A 17,500-nucleotide genomic window follows, 5' to 3' on the forward strand; every position below is an offset into this window, starting at 1 on the left:
ACAGGTTGATATTCCTGTACCACCTCCCCGCCGTTTGAGTAATGGGGGGACGCAGTAGGATAGGGTAAGCGCGCTGCTGGATATGCGCGTTCAAGCAGTTAGGCTGATGAGTAGGCAAATCCGCTCATCATAAAGGCTGAGCTGTGATGACGAGGGAATTATAGTACCGAAGTTCCTGATTCCACACTGCCAAGAAAAGCCTCTAGCGAGGCGGGAGGTGCCCGTACCGCAAACCGACACAGGTAGGCGAGGAGAGAATCCTAAGGTGATCGAGAGAACTCTCGTTAAGGAACTCGGCAAAATGACCCCGTAACTTCGGGAGAAGGGGTGCTCTGGTAGGGTGTATAGCCCGAGAGAGCCGCAGTGAATAGGCCCAGGCGACTGTTTAGCAAAAACACAGGTCTCTGCGAAGCCGCAAGGCGAAGTATAGGGGCTGACGCCTGCCCGGTGCTGGAAGGTTAAGAGGAGGGGTTATCCTTTGGGAGAAGCTCTGAATCGAAGCCCCAGTAAACGGCGGCCGTAACTATAACGGTCCTAAGGTAGCGAAATTCCTTGTCGGGTAAGTTCCGACCCGCACGAAAGGCGTAACGATCTGGGCACTGTCTCAACGAGAGACTCGGTGAAATTATAGTACCTGTGAAGATGCAGGTTACCCGCGACAGGACGGAAAGACCCCGTGGAGCTTTACTGTAGCCTGATATTGAATTTTGGTACAGCTTGTACAGGATAGGTAGGAGCCTGAGAAGCCGGAGCGCTAGCTTCGGTGGAGGCGTCGGTGGGATACTACCCTGGCTGTATTGAAATTCTAACCCGCGGCCCTGATCGGGCCGGGAGACAGTGTCAGGTGGGCAGTTTGACTGGGGCGGTCGCCTCCTAAAATGTAACGGAGGCGCCCAAAGGTTCCCTCAGAATGGTTGGAAATCATTCGTAGAGTGTAAAGGCACAAGGGAGCTTGACTGCGAGACCTACAAGTCGAGCAGGGACGAAAGTCGGGCTTAGTGATCCGGTGGTTCCGCATGGAAGGGCCATCGCTCAACGGATAAAAGCTACCCCGGGGATAACAGGCTTATCTCCCCCAAGAGTCCACATCGACGGGGAGGTTTGGCACCTCGATGTCGGCTCATCGCATCCTGGGGCTGTAGTCGGTCCCAAGGGTTGGGCTGTTCGCCCATTAAAGCGGTACGCGAGCTGGGTTCAGAACGTCGTGAGACAGTTCGGTCCCTATCCGTCGTGGGCGTAGGAAATTTGAGAGGAGCTGTCCTTAGTACGAGAGGACCGGGATGGACACACCGCTGGTGTACCAGTTGTCTTGCCAAAGGCATCGCTGGGTAGCTATGTGTGGACGGGATAAGTGCTGAAAGCATCTAAGCATGAAGCCCCCCTCAAGATGAGATTTCCCATAGCGCAAGCTAGTAAGATCCCTGAAAGATGATCAGGTTGATAGGTCAGAGGTGGAAGCGTGGCGACATGTGTAGCTGACTGATACTAATCGATCGAGGACTTAACCAAACTTTTAAAAGCGTAAGCTTTACTCAGCAAACTGTTACCTAGTTTTGAGAGAACAAAACTTTTCAAAAAAGTCTTGTTTTCTTTTGAAAATCATGTATAATATAATATGTCTGGTGGCGATAGCGAAGAGGTCACACCCGTTCCCATACCGAACACGGAAGTTAAGCTCTTTAGCGCCAATGGTAGTTGGGACTTTGTCCCTGTGAGAGTAGGACGTTGCCAGGCACTTGAAAAAAGACTAGCTAAAATAGCTAGTCTTTTTTTGTATGTTCATTTAAGTAACAAGAAATTAAGTAAGGAATCTTTTGAGCCGTAACTTCAAGGAACCTCAAGATAAATGGGTAATCTTTCGAAGAGTATGTATGCAATAATTCATACCACCACTCTGTTTCATAACGTGAAATCATACTTAAATTATAAAGTAATAAGTAATGTGCCAACATCTCAGGGAAATATAAGCAGCTATCTTTTTCCAAAGGTGCATGCAGCGTGTTATTTTGGAAATTGTACATAAAAGGTGAACAATTATATAAACAGCTTGAAGGATCAAGAATACATACCTGATCTTCTGACAGAGACAATGATAGGCGGGAACGCTCTTTTAAAAAAGAGTAGAGCCTTTCGTGATTCATATGATAACACCGTGTAACTTGTTCAGGAATAGACAAAGAGGTAGCTGGAAGCGATCCAATAGTTGTTAAATGGGAAAATGACCTAGTACCCAAATTTAAAAATAATGTATCTAATTCCGGTACGCACGACAACAGATAATTCATCGTATATTTACTACCTTCCATTTGTTTCACATGAAACAATTCTTCTCCTACTTGTGAAAACAAACCGTTTTTTTGGATCTTAACTTCATCATCTAAAAAATCATAACTTTGTTTTTTTCTTTTTCGTGTTGATACTCCATGTGCTAACACCGCCGTATTTTCTGGATATACTGGGTTTTGCGTTAACAAACAGGCTTTTAACAGCTGTGACATTCCATAAAATAATAAAACTGGTTGAACTGATACAGGAGATTGTGCCGCAACTTGATAATAATTTTTACTGTGTTCCAAATAATAAATAAATGGGTAACTGTTTTTAAAGCTATGTTGCTCTGCATCGCTATAATTCAATTTTTGATAGCGCTTTTTTAAAAAGTCTTGTACAAAAGGAACGGAGAAAAATAAATTGTAGGACGTCCAAACATCATTAAATTTATGCAACTAAATCACCTTTTCTTTTTATTAGAATTATCTGATATCTAGTGAAGTTATTGACAGGTACATATCTGCTTGTTAATCTACTAATAATATTCTGTCGTTTAAAGGAGGATTCTATAATGTGGGAAAGCAAATTTTCTAAAGAAGGCTTAACATTTGATGACGTTTTACTGGTGCCAGCAAAATCTGAGGTACTACCTAAAGACGTTGATATGAGTGTTGAACTAACAAAAACATTAAAATTAAAGGTGCCGTTCATCAGTGCAGGAATGGATACAGTTACAGAAGCTGAAATGGCTATTGCGATGGCTAGACAAGGTGGTTTAGGTATCATTCACAAAAACATGTCGATTGAACAGCAAGCAGAACAAGTTGATAAAGTAAAACGTTCTGAAAGTGGTGTTATCACGGATCCTTTCTTTTTAACTCCTGAAAACCAAGTATTTGCTGCTGAACATTTAATGGGCAAATATCGTATCTCAGGTGTGCCGATTGTCAACAACGAAGAAGAACAAAAACTAGTTGGAATCCTTACAAACCGCGACTTGCGTTTCATCCAAGATTATTCAATGCAAATTGCTGATGTAATGACAAAAGAAGAATTAGTTACTGCTCCAGTAGGAACGACTTTAGAAGAAGCAGAGAAAATTCTACAGCAATACAAAATTGAAAAGTTACCTCTTGTAGATGACAATGGCGTATTAAAAGGTCTTATCACAATTAAAGACATTGAAAAAGTAATTGAGTTTCCAAATGCAGCTAAAGATCAACAAGGTCGATTATTAGTTGGAGCAGCTGTTGGCGTAACAGCTGATTCAAATGTTCGTATCGAAAAATTAGTACAAGCTGGCGTTGATGTTATCGTTATTGATACAGCGCATGGACATTCACAAGGCGTTTTAGATACGGTACGCAGCATTCGCGAGGCATATCCAGAGTTAAATATTATTGCTGGTAACGTAGCAACTGCTGAAGGTACAAAAGCATTAATTGAAGCGGGAGCAAACGTAGTAAAAGTAGGAATTGGACCTGGTTCAATTTGTACAACTCGTGTTGTAGCCGGTGTAGGCGTTCCACAAATTACAGCAGTATATGACTGTGCAACTGAAGCTCGTAAGCACGGTGTAGCTATCATCGCAGATGGCGGTATTAAATACTCTGGAGATATCGTAAAAGCACTTGCAGCTGGTGGACATACAGTAATGCTAGGAAGCCTTCTAGCAGGAACGACCGAAAGTCCTGGAGAAACAGAAATCTACCAAGGTAGACGCTTTAAAGTGTACCGTGGAATGGGCTCTGTAGGAGCCATGGAAAAAGGAAGTAAAGATCGATACTTCCAAGAAGATAATAAAAAATTAGTTCCAGAAGGTATCGAAGGCCGTTTGCCTTACAAAGGACCTGTAGCAGATACTTTATATCAAATGATTGGCGGTTTACGCGCAGGAATGGGTTACTGTGGTTCAGCTAACTTAGAAGCGTTACGTGAACAGGCACAATTCATTCGTATGACTGGAGCAGGTTTAAGAGAAAGCCACCCACATGATGTACAAATCACAAAAGAATCTCCTAACTATTCTATGAGATAATCATGAATGTTTAAAAAACACGTTTCCCTATTAGGGAAACGTGTTTTTTATGTCATTGATCACGAATGTAACAGTACTTCTTTATCTATTTTTTTAAATTTTAGTATGATAAAATTACATTTATGTGAGTTTACGTTTGGAGGGTATAGAGTGAGAAACGCAGTACAGAAACAATTAATTTGTGTCATTGCTGTTATGTTAATGGCCAGCGTATTTTTTGTCTCTACACAAGCATCAGCTGCTCCTAAAACAGATGATATTGGCGTTGAAGCAGATGCAGCGATCTTAGTAGAGGCAAGTACGGGGAAAGTATTATACGGGAAAAATACGGATGCTTTATTAGGTATTGCAAGCATGACAAAAATGATGACGGAATACCTAGTATTAGAATCCATAAAAGATAAGAAATTATCTTGGGATCAACGTGTGCCAGTTAGTAAATATGCAGCTAAAATTTCTCAGGATTATGGATTATCGAATGTACCGTTAATTGAAAACCAAAAATACACGGTGAAAGAATTATATGATGCCATGGCTATTTACTCAGCTAATGGAGCTGCGATTGCTTTAGCTGAAGCTGTCAGCAGTTCCGAAGAAAACTTTATTAAGTTAATGAACGAAACTGCAAAAAGATTAAATATGGGTGAATCAAAATTTGTCAATTCCACAGGTCTTTCTAATTCTTTGCTAAAAGGAATGTATCCAAAAGGAACGAAGGAAGAAGATGAGAACCTTCTATCGGCTCGGGCAGTTGCTACCCTTGCTTATCACTTAATTCATGATTATCCAGAATCTTTGGAAGTAGCTAAAACTCCTTCTAAGATGTTTAGACAAGGGCAACAAGGCGAAACAAAAATGAACAATTGGAATAAGATGCTCCCAGGTTTTTCAGCTGCCTACAGCGGCGTAGACGGTTTAAAAACTGGCCATACAGATTTTGCAGGTCAATGTTTCACTGGGACTGCAGAGCGTAATGGGGTAAGATACATAACAGTTGTAATGAATGCTAAGGAAAACGGCAAGTCTACGGAAGCTGCTCGTTTTTCCCAAATGAAAAAGATATTGGATTATGCTTTTAGTCATTTTCAGTTAAAAGAAGTAGTGCCTGCTAACGGCGAGATTAAAGGGCATGAAACAATTGATGTTGCTAAAGGAAAATCAAAAGAAGCTTCCGTTTCTCCAAAGAATTCGGTAAAGATTATTACCGAAAAAGGTCAAAAAGATCATACTAAAATCAACTTTAAGTTAAACGATAAAGTTATGAACGATCAAAAAGTTGTTGCTCCTATTAAAAAAGGAGAAACAGTTGCTTATGTGAGTGCAACAAACAGCAATCTTAAAGATTTAGGCTATGTAGGAGGTCAAACTACAGATAGCATGACGCCGGTTGTGACAAACGAATCTGTTGAAAAAGCTGGATGGTTCTCTCTCGCTATCCGCAGTATTGGCAACTTCTTCAGTGATATTTGGATGAATGCTGCAAATACAGTGAATAACTGGTTTTAATGATAACTCAAGAGAAAGAAGAGATACTACAAGAGAGTATCTCTTCTTTTTATTTTTAGATTTGTTTGTATATAATCTATAAATTAGATAGGAATTTTCCGAAAAATGCGGTAAAATAGACACTAAGTTTTGAATTTTGTATATACACTAAAAATTATTGTGAAACACTTGATACAGGAGGAAGACAAACATGAATAACATTACAGGTACTGATCGTGTAAAACGAGGAATGGCGGAAATGCAAAAAGGTGGCGTTATCATGGACGTTATCAATGCAGAGCAAGCAAAAATTGCAGAAGCAGCAGGCGCTGTTGCTGTTATGGCATTAGAGCGTGTTCCAGCTGATATCCGTGCAGCAGGCGGCGTGTCTCGTATGGCAGACCCAACAATTGTTGAAGAAGTGATGAATGCTGTGTCCATTCCAGTTATGGCAAAAGCTCGTATTGGCCATATTGTTGAAGCACGCGTGCTAGAAGCGATGGGTGTAGACTACATCGATGAAAGTGAAGTGTTGACTCCAGCTGATGAGGAGTTTCATTTGAATAAAAATACATTTACGGTTCCATTTGTGTGCGGTTGCCGTGATCTTGGCGAAGCATCTCGTCGTATTGCTGAAGGAGCTGCAATGCTTCGTACAAAGGGCGAACCAGGGACAGGAAACATCGTGGAAGCAGTACGTCATATGCGTCAAGTAAACGCTCAAGTACGTAAAGTTGTGGGCATGGACGAAGACGAGTTAATGACAGAAGCTAAACTATTAGGTGCGCCTTATGAGCTATTACTGCAAATTAAACGTGAAGGCCGTTTACCGGTTGTAAACTTTGCAGCAGGCGGCGTAGCAACACCCGCAGACGCAGCGTTAATGATGCAGCTTGGAGCAGACGGCGTGTTCGTTGGATCAGGAATCTTCAAATCAGACAACCCTGAAAAATTTGCGCGAGCAATCGTGGAAGCAACAACACATTATCAGGACTATGAGCTTATTGCAAACTTATCAAAAGGGTTAGGAAGTGCAATGAAAGGGATTGAAATTTCATCATTATTACCAGAAAACCGCATGCAAGAGCGTGGATGGTAATTTAAAGGGAGTTTTGACAAAATGGTAAAAGTAGGCGTGTTAGGATTACAAGGTGCCTTTCGCGAGCATGCACAAGCATTAGAAGCAGCAGGCGCTGAAGCCATTATCATAAAAAAAGTTGAACAGCTAAACGAAATAGATGGTTTAATCCTACCGGGCGGCGAAAGCACAGCAATGCGTCGTCTGATCGACAAATATGACTTCATGGAACCTCTTCGCCAGTTTGCACAAGCAGGTAAACCGGTATTTGGTACGTGTGCGGGTTTAATTTTACTCGCAGGACAAGTCGTTGACCGTGAAGAGCCCCATTTAGGTGTTATGGATATTACGGTAGCTCGCAACTCGTTTGGGCGTCAACGGGATAGCTTTGAAGCTGCCCTAAATATTAAAGATATCGGTGAAGATTTTATAGGCGTATTTATCCGCGCTCCGCATATTGTAGAAGTAGGAGAAAACGTTGAAGTCTTAGCAATGCATAACGACCGAATTGTTGCGGCAAGACAAGGTCAATTCTTGGGATGTTCGTTTCATCCAGAATTGACAGATGATGCTCGCATGGCACAGTATTTTGTAGCAATGGTTGAAGAAGCTTCAAAAAAACCTGTATAAATGAATTGCATCTTGTAAAGACTTGTAGTACATTATGATTAATAAAAATGATATTGGTATAAAGCGTTGATAGGAAATAGTAATAAGATTTTTGATTTCAAGAGAGTCGATGGCTGGTGTGAATCGATAATCAATTCTTATGAATCCGTCCTGGAGCAAGCTGTCGAAAAAGTAGTAGGCAGTTTCGGTTCATCCGTTATCTGGTTTAAGAGGAAGGCTTATTTTAGCTTTCAATTAGGGTGGCAACGCGGGTAAACTCTCGTCCCTTTCATGGGGATGAGAGTTTTTATTTTGCCCTTTTATACTAAAGGAGGTACTAAGTATGTTAGATTTAAAATTTTTACGTGCTAATTTTAATGAAGTAAAAGAAAAGCTCAAGTTTCGTGGTGAGGACTTAACGGACTTAGGTCGCTTTGAAGAGTTAGATGCAAAACGCCGTGAGCTAATTGCTCAAACAGAAGAGTTAAAAAGCAAGCGAAATGAAGTATCACAGCAAATTGCACAATTGAAGCGTGAAAAACAAGATGCTGATCATTTAATCGTTGAAATGCGTGAAGTAGGAGATCGCGTAAAGCAATTGGATGAAGAGCTTCGCAGCGTTGAAGAAGAATTAGAACTATTGCTGCTTTCAATTCCTAACGTTCCACATGAAAGTACGCCTGTAGGTGAAACTGAAGATGATAACGTAGAAGTTCGCAAATGGGGAGAAATTAAACAATTTGATTTTGAACCAAAACCGCATTGGGATTTAGGAACAGATTTAAATATTTTAGATTTTGAAAGAGCTTCGAAAGTAACGGGAAGCCGCTTTGTATTTTATAAAGGGTTAGGTGCAAGATTAGAACGTGCTCTTATTAACTTTATGATGGATTTACATATGGATGAGCATGGTTATGAAGAAATTCTTCCTCCATATATGGTGAATCGCACAAGCATGACAGGAACAGGGCAGCTTCCTAAATTTGAAGAAGATGCATTCAAGATTAAAGAAGAAGATTATTTCTTAATTCCTACAGCTGAAGTACCAGTTACAAATTTACATCGTGATGAAATTTTAAGCGGAGATCAGCTTCCAATTGCTTATACAGCGTATAGTGCTTGCTTCCGCTCAGAAGCAGGCTCTGCAGGAAGAGATACACGTGGTCTTATTCGTCAGCATCAGTTTAATAAAGTAGAACTTGTTCGCTTTGTTAAGCCAGAAGATTCTTATGATGAATTAGAAAAATTAACGGGCCATGCTGAAAAGGTTCTTCAACTATTAGGTTTACCTTACCGAGTTCTAAGCATGTGTACAGCTGACTTAGGTTTCACAGCAGCCAAAAAGTATGATATTGAAGTTTGGATTCCAAGTTATGAAACGTATCGTGAAATTTCTTCATGTTCAAACTTTGAGAGCTTCCAAGCTCGCCGTGCTAATATTCGCTTCCGCCGTGATACAAAAGCAAAACCAGAGCATGTTCATACACTAAACGGTTCTGGCTTAGCAATTGGCCGTACGGTAGCTGCAATTTTAGAAAACTACCAGCAGGAAGATGGATCAATTCAAATTCCAGAAGTGCTGCGTCCATATATGGGAAATAAAGAATTTATTTCTAAATAAAAGTAGAAGATGTTCATTAAGAATTAATTCTTAATGAACATCTTTTTTAAAAAAATCAATAAAAGAGTTGACTTCATTATTTGTATATGATAAATTAATACTTGTCGATACGGAGGAATACCCAAGTCCGGCTGAAGGGATCGGTCTTGAAAACCGACAGGGGTGTTAAAGCCCGCGGGGGTTCGAATCCCTCTTCCTCCGCCATATTTGACTTATAATGCAATTAACATAGCGCGATAAATTGGAGATTGGAAAACCGTTACTTATAAGTAACGGTTTTTTATTTGTTAAAAATGCCGCTTTATCTATTAAAGCGGCATTTTTTTATAGATGACGACGTTTTAGCTTTTCATTATGTTGTAAAAAGCGAGCCACTTTTTCAACAATTGATTCAATTGAATCAGGATCCTTGATAAGGTCGTATTCTCTAATATCTAAACGAAGAATAGGACAAGCCGTAAAGTTATTAATCCAGTCTTCGTATCGGGCGTGCATCTCTTTCCAATAATCAAGAGGCGTTTGTTGTTCCATTGGTCGCCCTCTTTCTTGAATGCGATCTACAATATCTTCGAAGCTGCCTTCCAAATAAATGAGCAGATCCGGATGAGGGAAATATGGAGTCATAACCATTGCATCGAACAAGCTTGTATATGTTTCATAGTCTACTTTAGACATCGTTCCTTTTTCAAAATGCATCTTAGCAAAAATACCGGTATCTTCGTAAATGGATCTGTCTTGGATGAAGCCGCCGCCATACTCGAAAATTTTCTTTTGTTCTTTAAAGCGTTCCGCTAGAAAATACACTTGTAGGTGGAAGCTCCAACGTTCAAAATCCCCATAAAATTTGTCCAGGTAAGGGTTGGAATCTACTTTTTCAAACGATGTGCGAAATTGGAGAGCATCAGCCAATGATTGAGTCATTGTAGATTTCCCAACTCCAACTGTGCCCGCTATCGTCAACACAGCATCATTAGGAATGTTGTATTTCGATCGTAAGTTTACCATTACATACTCCTTTTTAACATACTCTCTTGAACCTCTGATAAGATTCTATTTAAGTGTTGTTTATTTTGTACAAAATCTATTTCATCACCGTCATAACGTAAAATGGTTACATCAGGGTTATTTTGTTCAAACGCCGTCATAGCTTTTTCATAATCATCACTTAGCCTCGCAAGGTAGTGAGGATCGATGTTTCGTTCAATTTCTCTTCCGCGCATTTTAATACGCTTTAACAAGGTATCTAAACTGGCATTTAAATAAATAATAATGTTCGGAGCTGGCATATCAGCCGTTAAGATGTGGAAGATTTGTACATATTTTTTATACTGTTCATCTTTTAACGTTTGCTCAGCAAAAATCATGTTTTTCATAATATGATAATCTGCTACAACAGGTTTTTTATAAGATAAGAACCCTTTTTGAATATCCTCCAACTGCTTATATCGATTACATAGAAAAAACATTTCGGTTTGAAAACTCCACTCGTTGATATTTTCATAAAATTTCCCAAGAAATGGATTTTCATCTACGATTTCTTTTAAAATTTCGAATTGAAATGCTTGTGCAATCTCTTTAGCTAGAGAGGTTTTTCCGACACCGATGGGTCCTTCTACTGAAATAAAAGGTGTGCCTTGCATTCATTTGCCTCCTTCATGACCACTCGTTCAAAAAAAACAGACAAAAAATATTTTAACATAGAGAAGGAGAATAAGGGGAAAAGAAATTTCTTTCAGTAAGAAGAATAACAAAAAGCCTACTGTTAACAGTAAGCTTTCCCTATTTATGGCTGTGTCACTCTTTTTGTAATTTTGAAGTTGTCTTCAATCAAGAGCCAGTTTTGCGGGAAATCTAAGCCTAGTTTCCAGTAAGCCATTCCTCTAAGTTTTAATTCTTTGATTAAATCAAACTTGGCCTGAATAGACCTAGCGTCTTCAAACCATACTTCGTGGGTGCGCTGCTGTTCATCTTTATACCGGAAGAAAGGAGCTTGTGCTTTATTGTCGTATTGAATAGCTACTTTATAGCGAGCTGCCAACTCAATAGCTCGTTGAGGACTAATGGCTTTGGCATATTCTCCTCCTGGTTTGTAAGGAAGTGTCCAATCGTAACCGTATAGGTTTTGGCCCATGATAATTTTTGAACTAGGTATTTCAGATACTGCATATTCTAAAACATCACGTACGGGACCAATAGGAGAGACGGCCATAGGAGGCCCACCGCTATATCCCCATTCGTATGTCATCGGAACAACGAAGTTAGCAATCTCTCCAATGGCTTTATAATCATGTGCTTCATACCATTTGCCTTTTTGATCTCGACTTGTCTTCGGAGCTAAAGCGACAGACATAAGAAGTTGCTCATCTTGAAGACGCTTTTTTGCTTTCTGTAAAAATGCAATATAGGCTTCTTTATCTGCCGGACGCAAAAATTCGAAGTCAAAGTGAATGTCTCTGAAATTTTGTTCTTTCGCTGTTTTTACAATATTATTTAAGAGCGTATCTTGAACGTCTTTATTATTTAAAATTGCTCGGCCGACTTCGTCACTGAATGCGCCGTTTTCAATATTAGCCAATACCATTAAGAAAATGACGTCATTTTCTTTAGCAATAGAACCTAAATTGTTAAGTGGAGGTGCCTTTAGAGAACCGTCTTTTTGCACTTCGAAGTTCGCTGGCCCGAGATAAGTAAGGTATTTTGCATTTTGATTAATCATTTTCTCTGTTTGAGGAGTGATTTTTCGATTGCTTGTTTCAACATACCCTAAAAACTCACCGTTTCTTTTGTTGGGGGAAGGGGGAATTAAGATGCGGCGGCCAGGTGTTAAGGGTGCTGTAACTGAAACATTGTTCGCATTGGCAATAGCCTGATAGCTAACGCCTAATTTTCTTCCTACCTTCCATATAGTGTCCCCAGCTTTTACTGTGTAGTAAGTACCGTTGATTGGAATAACCATAGATTGCCCGATGACGAGTTGATTTGGATTAGGTAATTCATTTGCTCTTATAATTTTCCCTGCGTCAATGCGGAACTGTTTTGCAATACTATATATACTGTCACCTGCTTTAACAGTGTAAATTTGCATAATAAAAAGCCTCCATTTCATATGACTTACTTCCATCATATGAGAAGGCTTTTTACTTAATTCATCAACTCGGTATGTTTGCAAATACGAGCATTTAATACGTTATGCATCATTCTCAAAGCAAAGGTATTGTCTTCATCTGCGTTTGAAGCAATACAATCTTCAGGCACAATTAAGTTATACTCACGCATATAAGCATCGTTGGCTGAAAAAAGCACGCATATATTTCCCGCAATTCCTGTTAAAATAAGTGTATGCACATCGAGCTGTGATAGCAAAATATTTAAAGCTGTCCCATAGAAGATAGAATGCTTTGGTTTAATTAAAAAGTAATCAGCGTTTTGTGGTGAAATGTGATGTAGAATGGGTGAGCTTATCTCATTTGTGCAGTGTGTTAAAATGGTTTCTAAGTTTGCTTGCCATAGCTTATAGTGGTCATTGACATAAATGATAGGGATATGTTGAGACGAGGCATATTGTTTTAATTTGGAAATGTTTTGAGCAATTGTTAAAGATTTTTCAGCAAGTATTTTGCCGTTTTTAAATTGAAAATCGTTTAGCATATCAATAATAATTAAAGCAGTTTTAGCGTTCTTCACATAAGGTCTCTCCTTTTCCTGATGTACATAGTAAATAGTTTGACTCAGAAAAAATATAATATGTAAGGTTGGATAAAAAGTGTTAAATGATGAAAAGTATATGAGGTTGGCAATTGATGAAGCATTAAAAGCCAAAGATAAATTAGAGGTTCCCATTGGAGCAGTTATTGTTCAAAATGACGAGGTAGTTGCTTCAGCTTATAACTTACGAGAAACAGAACAGCGATCAGTTGCTCATGCGGAACTTTTAGCAATTGATGAAGCATGTAAGAAACTAGGAACATGGAGATTAGAAGACGCTACGTTATATGTCACCTTAGAACCATGTCCGATGTGTGCAGGTGCTATTGTATTATCAAGAGTGAAAAGAGTTGTGTTTGGCGCTTATGATCCTAAAGGTGGCTGCGCGGGAACATTGTTAAACTTATTAGAGTTTGAAAAGTTTAATCACCAAGCACAAGTAGTAGGAGGTATGTTAGAAGAAGAATGCGGGAGCCTCTTAACGACCTTTTTTCGTGAGTTGCGTCAACGAAAAAAGGCTGGAAAATAGCGCCAAAAAAGTAAGTTTTCTATAGCGGTTGCATTTTTGAATGAAAAGACGTATACTTGTAAATGCATCAACTTGATGCCCAAACTATTGGTTTCAACTTTGCCGTGCTAAGCGGGGAGGTAGCGGTGCCCTGTACTCGCAATCCGCTCTAGCGAGGCCGAATTCCTTCTTGAGGTTAGCTCATCTTAGGGCCTGCCTTAAGTAAGTGGTGTTGACGTTTGGGTCCTATGCAATGGGAATCTGTGAACCCTGTCAGGTCCGGAAGGAAGCAGCAGTAAGCAGAACCTCTCATGTGCCATGGGGTCGCCTGAACCGAGCTAACTGCTTAAGTAACGCCTGGGGTGGCTAATCGACGGAAGGTGCACGGCAGTTATATACATAAGTTTAGTCTACTCTGTTGGAGTAGGCTTTTTATTTTATCTCTCACTATTTTGAAAAAAAACCTCATAATACGCTATAATGATAACTAATGAATTATATTAAAAGGAGAGGATGTAGTGGCATATCAGGCTCTGTACCGTGTATACCGTCCTCAAAGCTTTAACGACGTAGTCGGTCAACAACATATTATCAAAACACTTCAAAATGCCCTTGTCCAAGAGAAATTTTCGCATGCGTATTTATTTTCTGGACCTCGAGGGACAGGAAAGACAACAGCTGCTAAAATTTTAGCGAAAGCCGTTAACTGTGAAAAAGCACCCATTGCTGAACCCTGTAATGAATGTGCAACTTGTCGGGGAATTACTGATGGTTCCATTTCGGATGTAATTGAAATTGATGCAGCCTCTAATAATGGAGTCGATGAAATTCGAGATATCCGTGATAAAGTAAAATATGCACCTAGTGCTGTTCGATACAAAGTGTACATTATTGATGAAGTTCATATGCTTTCAATTGGAGCTTTTAACGCTTTATTAAAAACGTTAGAAGAACCTCCTGCACATGTTATCTTTATTTTAGCTACAACAGAGCCGCATAAAATTCCATTAACGATTATCTCTAGATGTCAGCGCTTTGATTTCAAACGCATTTCGCCAGAAGATATCGTATATCGAATGAAGGAAGTATTGGGTTCTGAAGAGCTAGAAGTAAGCGAGGATGCTCTTTACGAAATTGCGAAAGCTTCAGAAGGCGGCATGCGTGATGCACTTAGTCTTTTAGACCAAGCCATCTCGTATAGTACGGAGAAGGTGAGCTTAGAGGATGTTCTATCCATAACAGGAGCAGTATCACAGGCTTTTATTGTGAAGATCGTCCAAGCTATCTTTAATGAAAACATCGTAGAAGCGCTAGACTCTGTTGAAAGTTTGATCAAAAACGGAAAAGATCCAGCGAGGTTTGTAGAGGACCTCATCTTCTATTATCGTGATGTTCTGCTTTATCAAGCTTCTGAAGAAAATGCATATTTACTTGAAAAAGCAGCGGTTAACGAAGAGTTTAAAGAACTCAGTTCAAAAATGGATAGTGCCTTTATTTATAAAGTCATTGCTGAATTGAACCAAACTCAGCAAGAGATGAAATGGAGCAATCATCCTCGAGTGCTACTTGAAGTAGCTTTAGTAAAATTAGCTCAAAGTTCTACAAAACAAGAGGATACTCTTCCATATCAAGACATTTTGCAAAAAATGAATCAAATGGAAGCAGAACTGCAGCAGTTAAAAGAAAAAGGTATTCAAGTTGATCATACAGCTCAGGCAGCGCAAACAGAGAAAAAACAGACAAGACAGTCCAGAAGTCAGTACAAAACGCCTGTTGGGAAGGTAAATGAAGTTCTAAAAAATGCCACTCGGCAGAATTTAGAAACGATTAAGCGATCTTGGGCGCAGGTGTTGGACACATTGAAACAACAAAATAAAGCTTCACATGCAGCGTTGTTATCTAACAGTGAACCAGTTGCGTCTTCAGATCAATCATTTATACTTAAATTTAAATATGAAATTCATTGCAAAATGGCTTCTGAAAATAACAACAATGTACGTGATAATTTAGAGAATATCTTATATACTTTAATTGGCAGCAAGCGTGAAATGGTTGCAATTCCAGAAAGCGAATGGGATAAAGTAAGAGAAGAGTTTCTTCAAGGACAGCAAAGTGATGGGTCATCAGGTCAACCACAGGAGGAAGACCCTGTGGTTGCAGAAGCGAAAAAGCTATTTGGAGAAGACTTAATCGAAATTCAAGAGTAAATTTAGGAGGAATGTTCATATGATGAAAGGCATGGGCAATATGCAAAAAATGATGAAACAAATGCAAAAAATGCAAAAAGATATGCAAAAAGCGCAGGAAGAGTTAGCTGAAAAAACTGTTGAAGGTACAGCTGGCGGTGGAATGGTAACAGTTGTGGTTAACGGTCAGAAACAAGTAATTGATGTAAATATTAAAGAGGATGTAGTAGATCCTGAAGATATTGAAATGCTACAAGATTTAGTACTAGCAGCAACAAATGACGCATTAAAACAAATGGACGATTTAACAAATAACACAATGGGTCAATTTACAAAAGGTTTAAATATTCCAGGACTTTAATAAGGTGGTTGCCACGTGCATTATCCAGAACCAATATCAAAGCTTATAGATAGTTTTATGAAGTTACCCGGCATTGGTCCAAAAACAGCTGTTCGCTTAGCGTTCTTTGTTTTATCTATGAAAGAAGATACAGTATTAGATTTTGCAAAAGCATTAGTCAATGCGAAGCGAAATTTAACCTATTGTTCAGTTTGCGGGCATATCACAGATCAAGATCCTTGTTACATTTGTCAAGATCAGCGCAGAGAGCGAAATGTGGTATGTGTCGTGCAAGACCCTAAGGATGTCATTGCAATGGAGAAAATGAAAGAATATAACGGCTTGTATCATGTCCTGCATGGCGCAATTTCACCTATGGAAGGAATAGGGCCTGAAGATATCAAAGTACCAGAGTTATTAAAAAGACTTCAAGATGACGAGATTCAAGAAGTGATTTTAGCTACTAACCCGAATATAGAGGGCGAAGCTACGGCTATGTATATCTCTAGGCTCTTAAAGCCGACAGGAATTAAAATTACTAGAATTGCTCATGGGTTACCCGTTGGAGGAGATCTTGAGTACGCAGATGAAGTAACATTATCTAAAGCCCTAGAAGGTAGAAGAGAAGTATAACGAGGTACTTGCATATGTTTTTTAAAAGAAAAGGTTGGTTACGCAAAGAGTACGATGATGAATTTGTGAAGACTTTTATGCAAGTAAAGCAGGAATGGAGTCACAAAACTTCAATGGTAGAAAGAAGTGTAGATCCTTCAGAAGAGGTAATGGTAGATATTCGATTAGCCAAAATGAAGTATCTTTTTCTATTAAAAGAAGCCAAGCATCGAAATATTTCAATTAACAGGATGTCATAGAGGCATCCTGTTTTGTTGTCTTTATAAAATAAGGATTTCCCTCCGTGAAATAGTGCTTTTTTTGAATGCTTGGACATACATATAAGATAACTTATCTGCTTTAAGAAGGAGGCAACATGCTAAATCATCCCATTGTAGTTGTGTCTTTTTTAATAGGACTAATCATTCTACTCTTAGTAACAGGTGGTGTTGAAAAAATGCTTCGAGTCATTGGAAATTTATCGATTAAGCTTATCATTGGCGTTCTGCTGCTTTTCTTTATTAACATTTTTGGCGTACAGTTTGGTATTCATATCCCTATTAATTTCCCCACAGCCATTGTTTCAGCTATTTTAGGTATTCCAGGAATAGCTGCCTTACTTGTTATTAATAATTTCATATTATAATTTGGAGGAATATCCAAAATAAAAGTTTTCTGGAATCTTTTCGAGAAAACTTTTATTTTTTTTGAAAAAGTTGTTGACCAACAAGTTAACAGATGTTATATTTATATACGTCGCTAAGACAACAACAAAAAAATAACTCGAAAATAACTTAATGAAAAAGTTGTTGACAAGTTATTCTTGAGGTGGTAAGATAAGAAAGTCGCCTTGAGACAAGAGTTCTTTGAAAACTGAACGAAATAGTAAACGTCAACGTTAATTTTTTATTTTTTTAAATTGAGCAAGTCAAACATTTCTTCGGAGAGTTTGATCCTGGCTCAGGATGAACGCTGGCGGCGTGCCTAATACATGCAAGTCGAGCGAACTGATTAGAAGCTTGCTTCTATGACGTTAGCGGCGGACGG

At 39.1% G+C, this 17,500-nt stretch carries 16 protein-coding genes, 1 tRNA gene, 3 rRNA genes, 1 other RNA gene and 1 other annotated feature (2 of these 22 only partly in view); of the genes, 16 read left to right on the forward strand and 5 right to left on the reverse strand.

Going from position 1 to position 17,500, the window contains the following annotated elements; translation table 11 throughout:
- A 23S ribosomal RNA gene (locus JNUCC25_RS00050) occupies positions 1-1,509 on the forward strand; it begins 1,427 nt to the left of the window's first position.
- A 109-nt stretch (positions 1,510-1,618) separates the two neighbouring features.
- A 5S ribosomal RNA gene (gene rrf, locus JNUCC25_RS00055) occupies positions 1,619-1,734 on the forward strand.
- A 26-nt stretch (positions 1,735-1,760) separates the two neighbouring features.
- On the opposite strand, the gene JNUCC25_RS00060 is transcribed toward rrf, so the two are convergent.
- A complete protein-coding gene (locus tag JNUCC25_RS00060) occupies positions 1,761-2,726 on the reverse strand; it encodes a YaaC family protein (RefSeq protein WP_029325233.1) in 966 nt (321 codons plus the stop codon).
- 116 nt (positions 2,727-2,842) lie between these two features.
- On the opposite strand from JNUCC25_RS00060, the gene guaB reads away from it, so the two are divergent.
- The 6 genes from guaB to JNUCC25_RS00090 all read left to right on the forward strand — a co-directional run bounded on the left by guaB (position 2,843) and on the right by JNUCC25_RS00090 (position 9,306).
- Complete coding sequence (gene guaB, locus JNUCC25_RS00065; protein ID WP_013054827.1) at positions 2,843-4,309, forward strand: IMP dehydrogenase; 1,467 nt, start codon at positions 2,843-2,845, stop codon at positions 4,307-4,309.
- 150 nt (positions 4,310-4,459) lie between these two features.
- Positions 4,460-5,815, forward strand: coding sequence for a serine hydrolase (locus tag JNUCC25_RS00070; protein WP_454222644.1), 1,356 nt, complete (start codon positions 4,460-4,462; stop codon positions 5,813-5,815).
- Between the two features lie 190 nt (positions 5,816-6,005).
- Positions 6,006-6,893, forward strand: coding sequence for a pyridoxal 5'-phosphate synthase lyase subunit PdxS (gene pdxS / locus JNUCC25_RS00075; RefSeq protein WP_013054829.1), 888 nt, complete (start codon positions 6,006-6,008; stop codon positions 6,891-6,893).
- Between the two features lie 21 nt (positions 6,894-6,914).
- Positions 6,915-7,502: a pyridoxal 5'-phosphate synthase glutaminase subunit PdxT gene (gene pdxT, locus JNUCC25_RS00080; protein WP_013081320.1), complete on the forward strand. Its 588-nt coding sequence runs from the start codon at positions 6,915-6,917 to the stop codon at positions 7,500-7,502.
- Between the two features lie 57 nt (positions 7,503-7,559).
- Positions 7,560-7,772: a binding site (T-box leader), on the forward strand.
- 52 nt (positions 7,773-7,824) lie between these two features.
- Positions 7,825-9,102 (forward strand): serine--tRNA ligase, encoded by a 1,278-nt coding sequence (serS, locus tag JNUCC25_RS00085; RefSeq protein WP_013054831.1) that lies wholly within the window; start codon positions 7,825-7,827, stop codon positions 9,100-9,102.
- Between the two features lie 111 nt (positions 9,103-9,213).
- Positions 9,214-9,306 (forward strand) — tRNA-Ser (locus JNUCC25_RS00090).
- 120 nt (positions 9,307-9,426) lie between these two features.
- Here JNUCC25_RS00090 and JNUCC25_RS00095 read toward each other — a convergent pair.
- The 4 genes from JNUCC25_RS00095 to JNUCC25_RS00110 form a co-directional block, all read right to left on the reverse strand.
- Positions 9,427-10,107 (reverse strand): deoxynucleoside kinase, encoded by a 681-nt coding sequence (locus JNUCC25_RS00095; RefSeq protein ID WP_013054832.1) that lies wholly within the window; start codon positions 10,105-10,107, stop codon positions 9,427-9,429.
- Positions 10,107-10,742, reverse strand: a complete 636-nt coding sequence (locus JNUCC25_RS00100; protein ID WP_028410386.1) for a deoxynucleoside kinase — start codon at positions 10,740-10,742, stop codon at positions 10,107-10,109. The genes JNUCC25_RS00095 and JNUCC25_RS00100 overlap by 1 nt, the downstream gene beginning before the upstream one ends.
- Before the next feature lie 143 nt (positions 10,743-10,885).
- Positions 10,886-12,187 carry a glycoside hydrolase family 18 protein gene (locus tag JNUCC25_RS00105; protein ID WP_013054834.1) on the reverse strand — a complete coding sequence of 434 codons (1,302 nt, stop codon included), beginning with the start codon at positions 12,185-12,187 and terminating at the stop codon, positions 10,886-10,888.
- 56 nt (positions 12,188-12,243) lie between these two features.
- Positions 12,244-12,786, reverse strand: coding sequence for an isochorismatase family cysteine hydrolase (locus JNUCC25_RS00110; RefSeq protein ID WP_029325237.1), 543 nt, complete (start codon positions 12,784-12,786; stop codon positions 12,244-12,246).
- Between the two features lie 79 nt (positions 12,787-12,865).
- Between JNUCC25_RS00110 and tadA the strand changes: the two genes are divergently transcribed.
- From tadA to JNUCC25_RS00150, 8 genes are all read left to right on the forward strand, one after another.
- Complete coding sequence (gene tadA / locus JNUCC25_RS00115; protein ID WP_013054836.1) at positions 12,866-13,336, forward strand: tRNA adenosine(34) deaminase TadA; 471 nt, start codon at positions 12,866-12,868, stop codon at positions 13,334-13,336.
- A 102-nt stretch (positions 13,337-13,438) separates the two neighbouring features.
- An RNA gene (gene ffs / locus JNUCC25_RS00120) (signal recognition particle sRNA large type) lies at positions 13,439-13,703 on the forward strand.
- Between the two features lie 130 nt (positions 13,704-13,833).
- On the forward strand, positions 13,834-15,522 hold the full coding sequence (gene dnaX, locus JNUCC25_RS00125; protein ID WP_029325238.1) for a DNA polymerase III subunit gamma/tau: 1,689 nt from the start codon (positions 13,834-13,836) through the stop codon (positions 15,520-15,522).
- Positions 15,523-15,541: 19 nt separating this feature from the next.
- The gene (locus JNUCC25_RS00130; RefSeq protein ID WP_013081327.1) at positions 15,542-15,862 is read left to right on the forward strand and encodes a YbaB/EbfC family nucleoid-associated protein; all 321 of its coding nucleotides are present in this window, start codon (positions 15,542-15,544) and stop codon (positions 15,860-15,862) included.
- Between the two features lie 15 nt (positions 15,863-15,877).
- Positions 15,878-16,474, forward strand: coding sequence for a recombination mediator RecR (gene recR / locus JNUCC25_RS00135; RefSeq protein WP_013054839.1), 597 nt, complete (start codon positions 15,878-15,880; stop codon positions 16,472-16,474).
- Between the two features lie 14 nt (positions 16,475-16,488).
- On the forward strand, positions 16,489-16,713 hold the full coding sequence (locus tag JNUCC25_RS00140) for a YaaL family protein (protein WP_013054840.1): 225 nt from the start codon (positions 16,489-16,491) through the stop codon (positions 16,711-16,713).
- A 116-nt stretch (positions 16,714-16,829) separates the two neighbouring features.
- Positions 16,830-17,099, forward strand: a complete 270-nt coding sequence (locus JNUCC25_RS00145) for a pro-sigmaK processing inhibitor BofA family protein (RefSeq protein WP_013081328.1) — start codon at positions 16,830-16,832, stop codon at positions 17,097-17,099.
- A 291-nt stretch (positions 17,100-17,390) separates the two neighbouring features.
- Positions 17,391-17,500, forward strand: a 16S ribosomal RNA gene (locus tag JNUCC25_RS00150); it runs 1,442 nt beyond the window's last position.

Source organism: Priestia sp. JNUCC 25, from assembly GCF_053667915.1.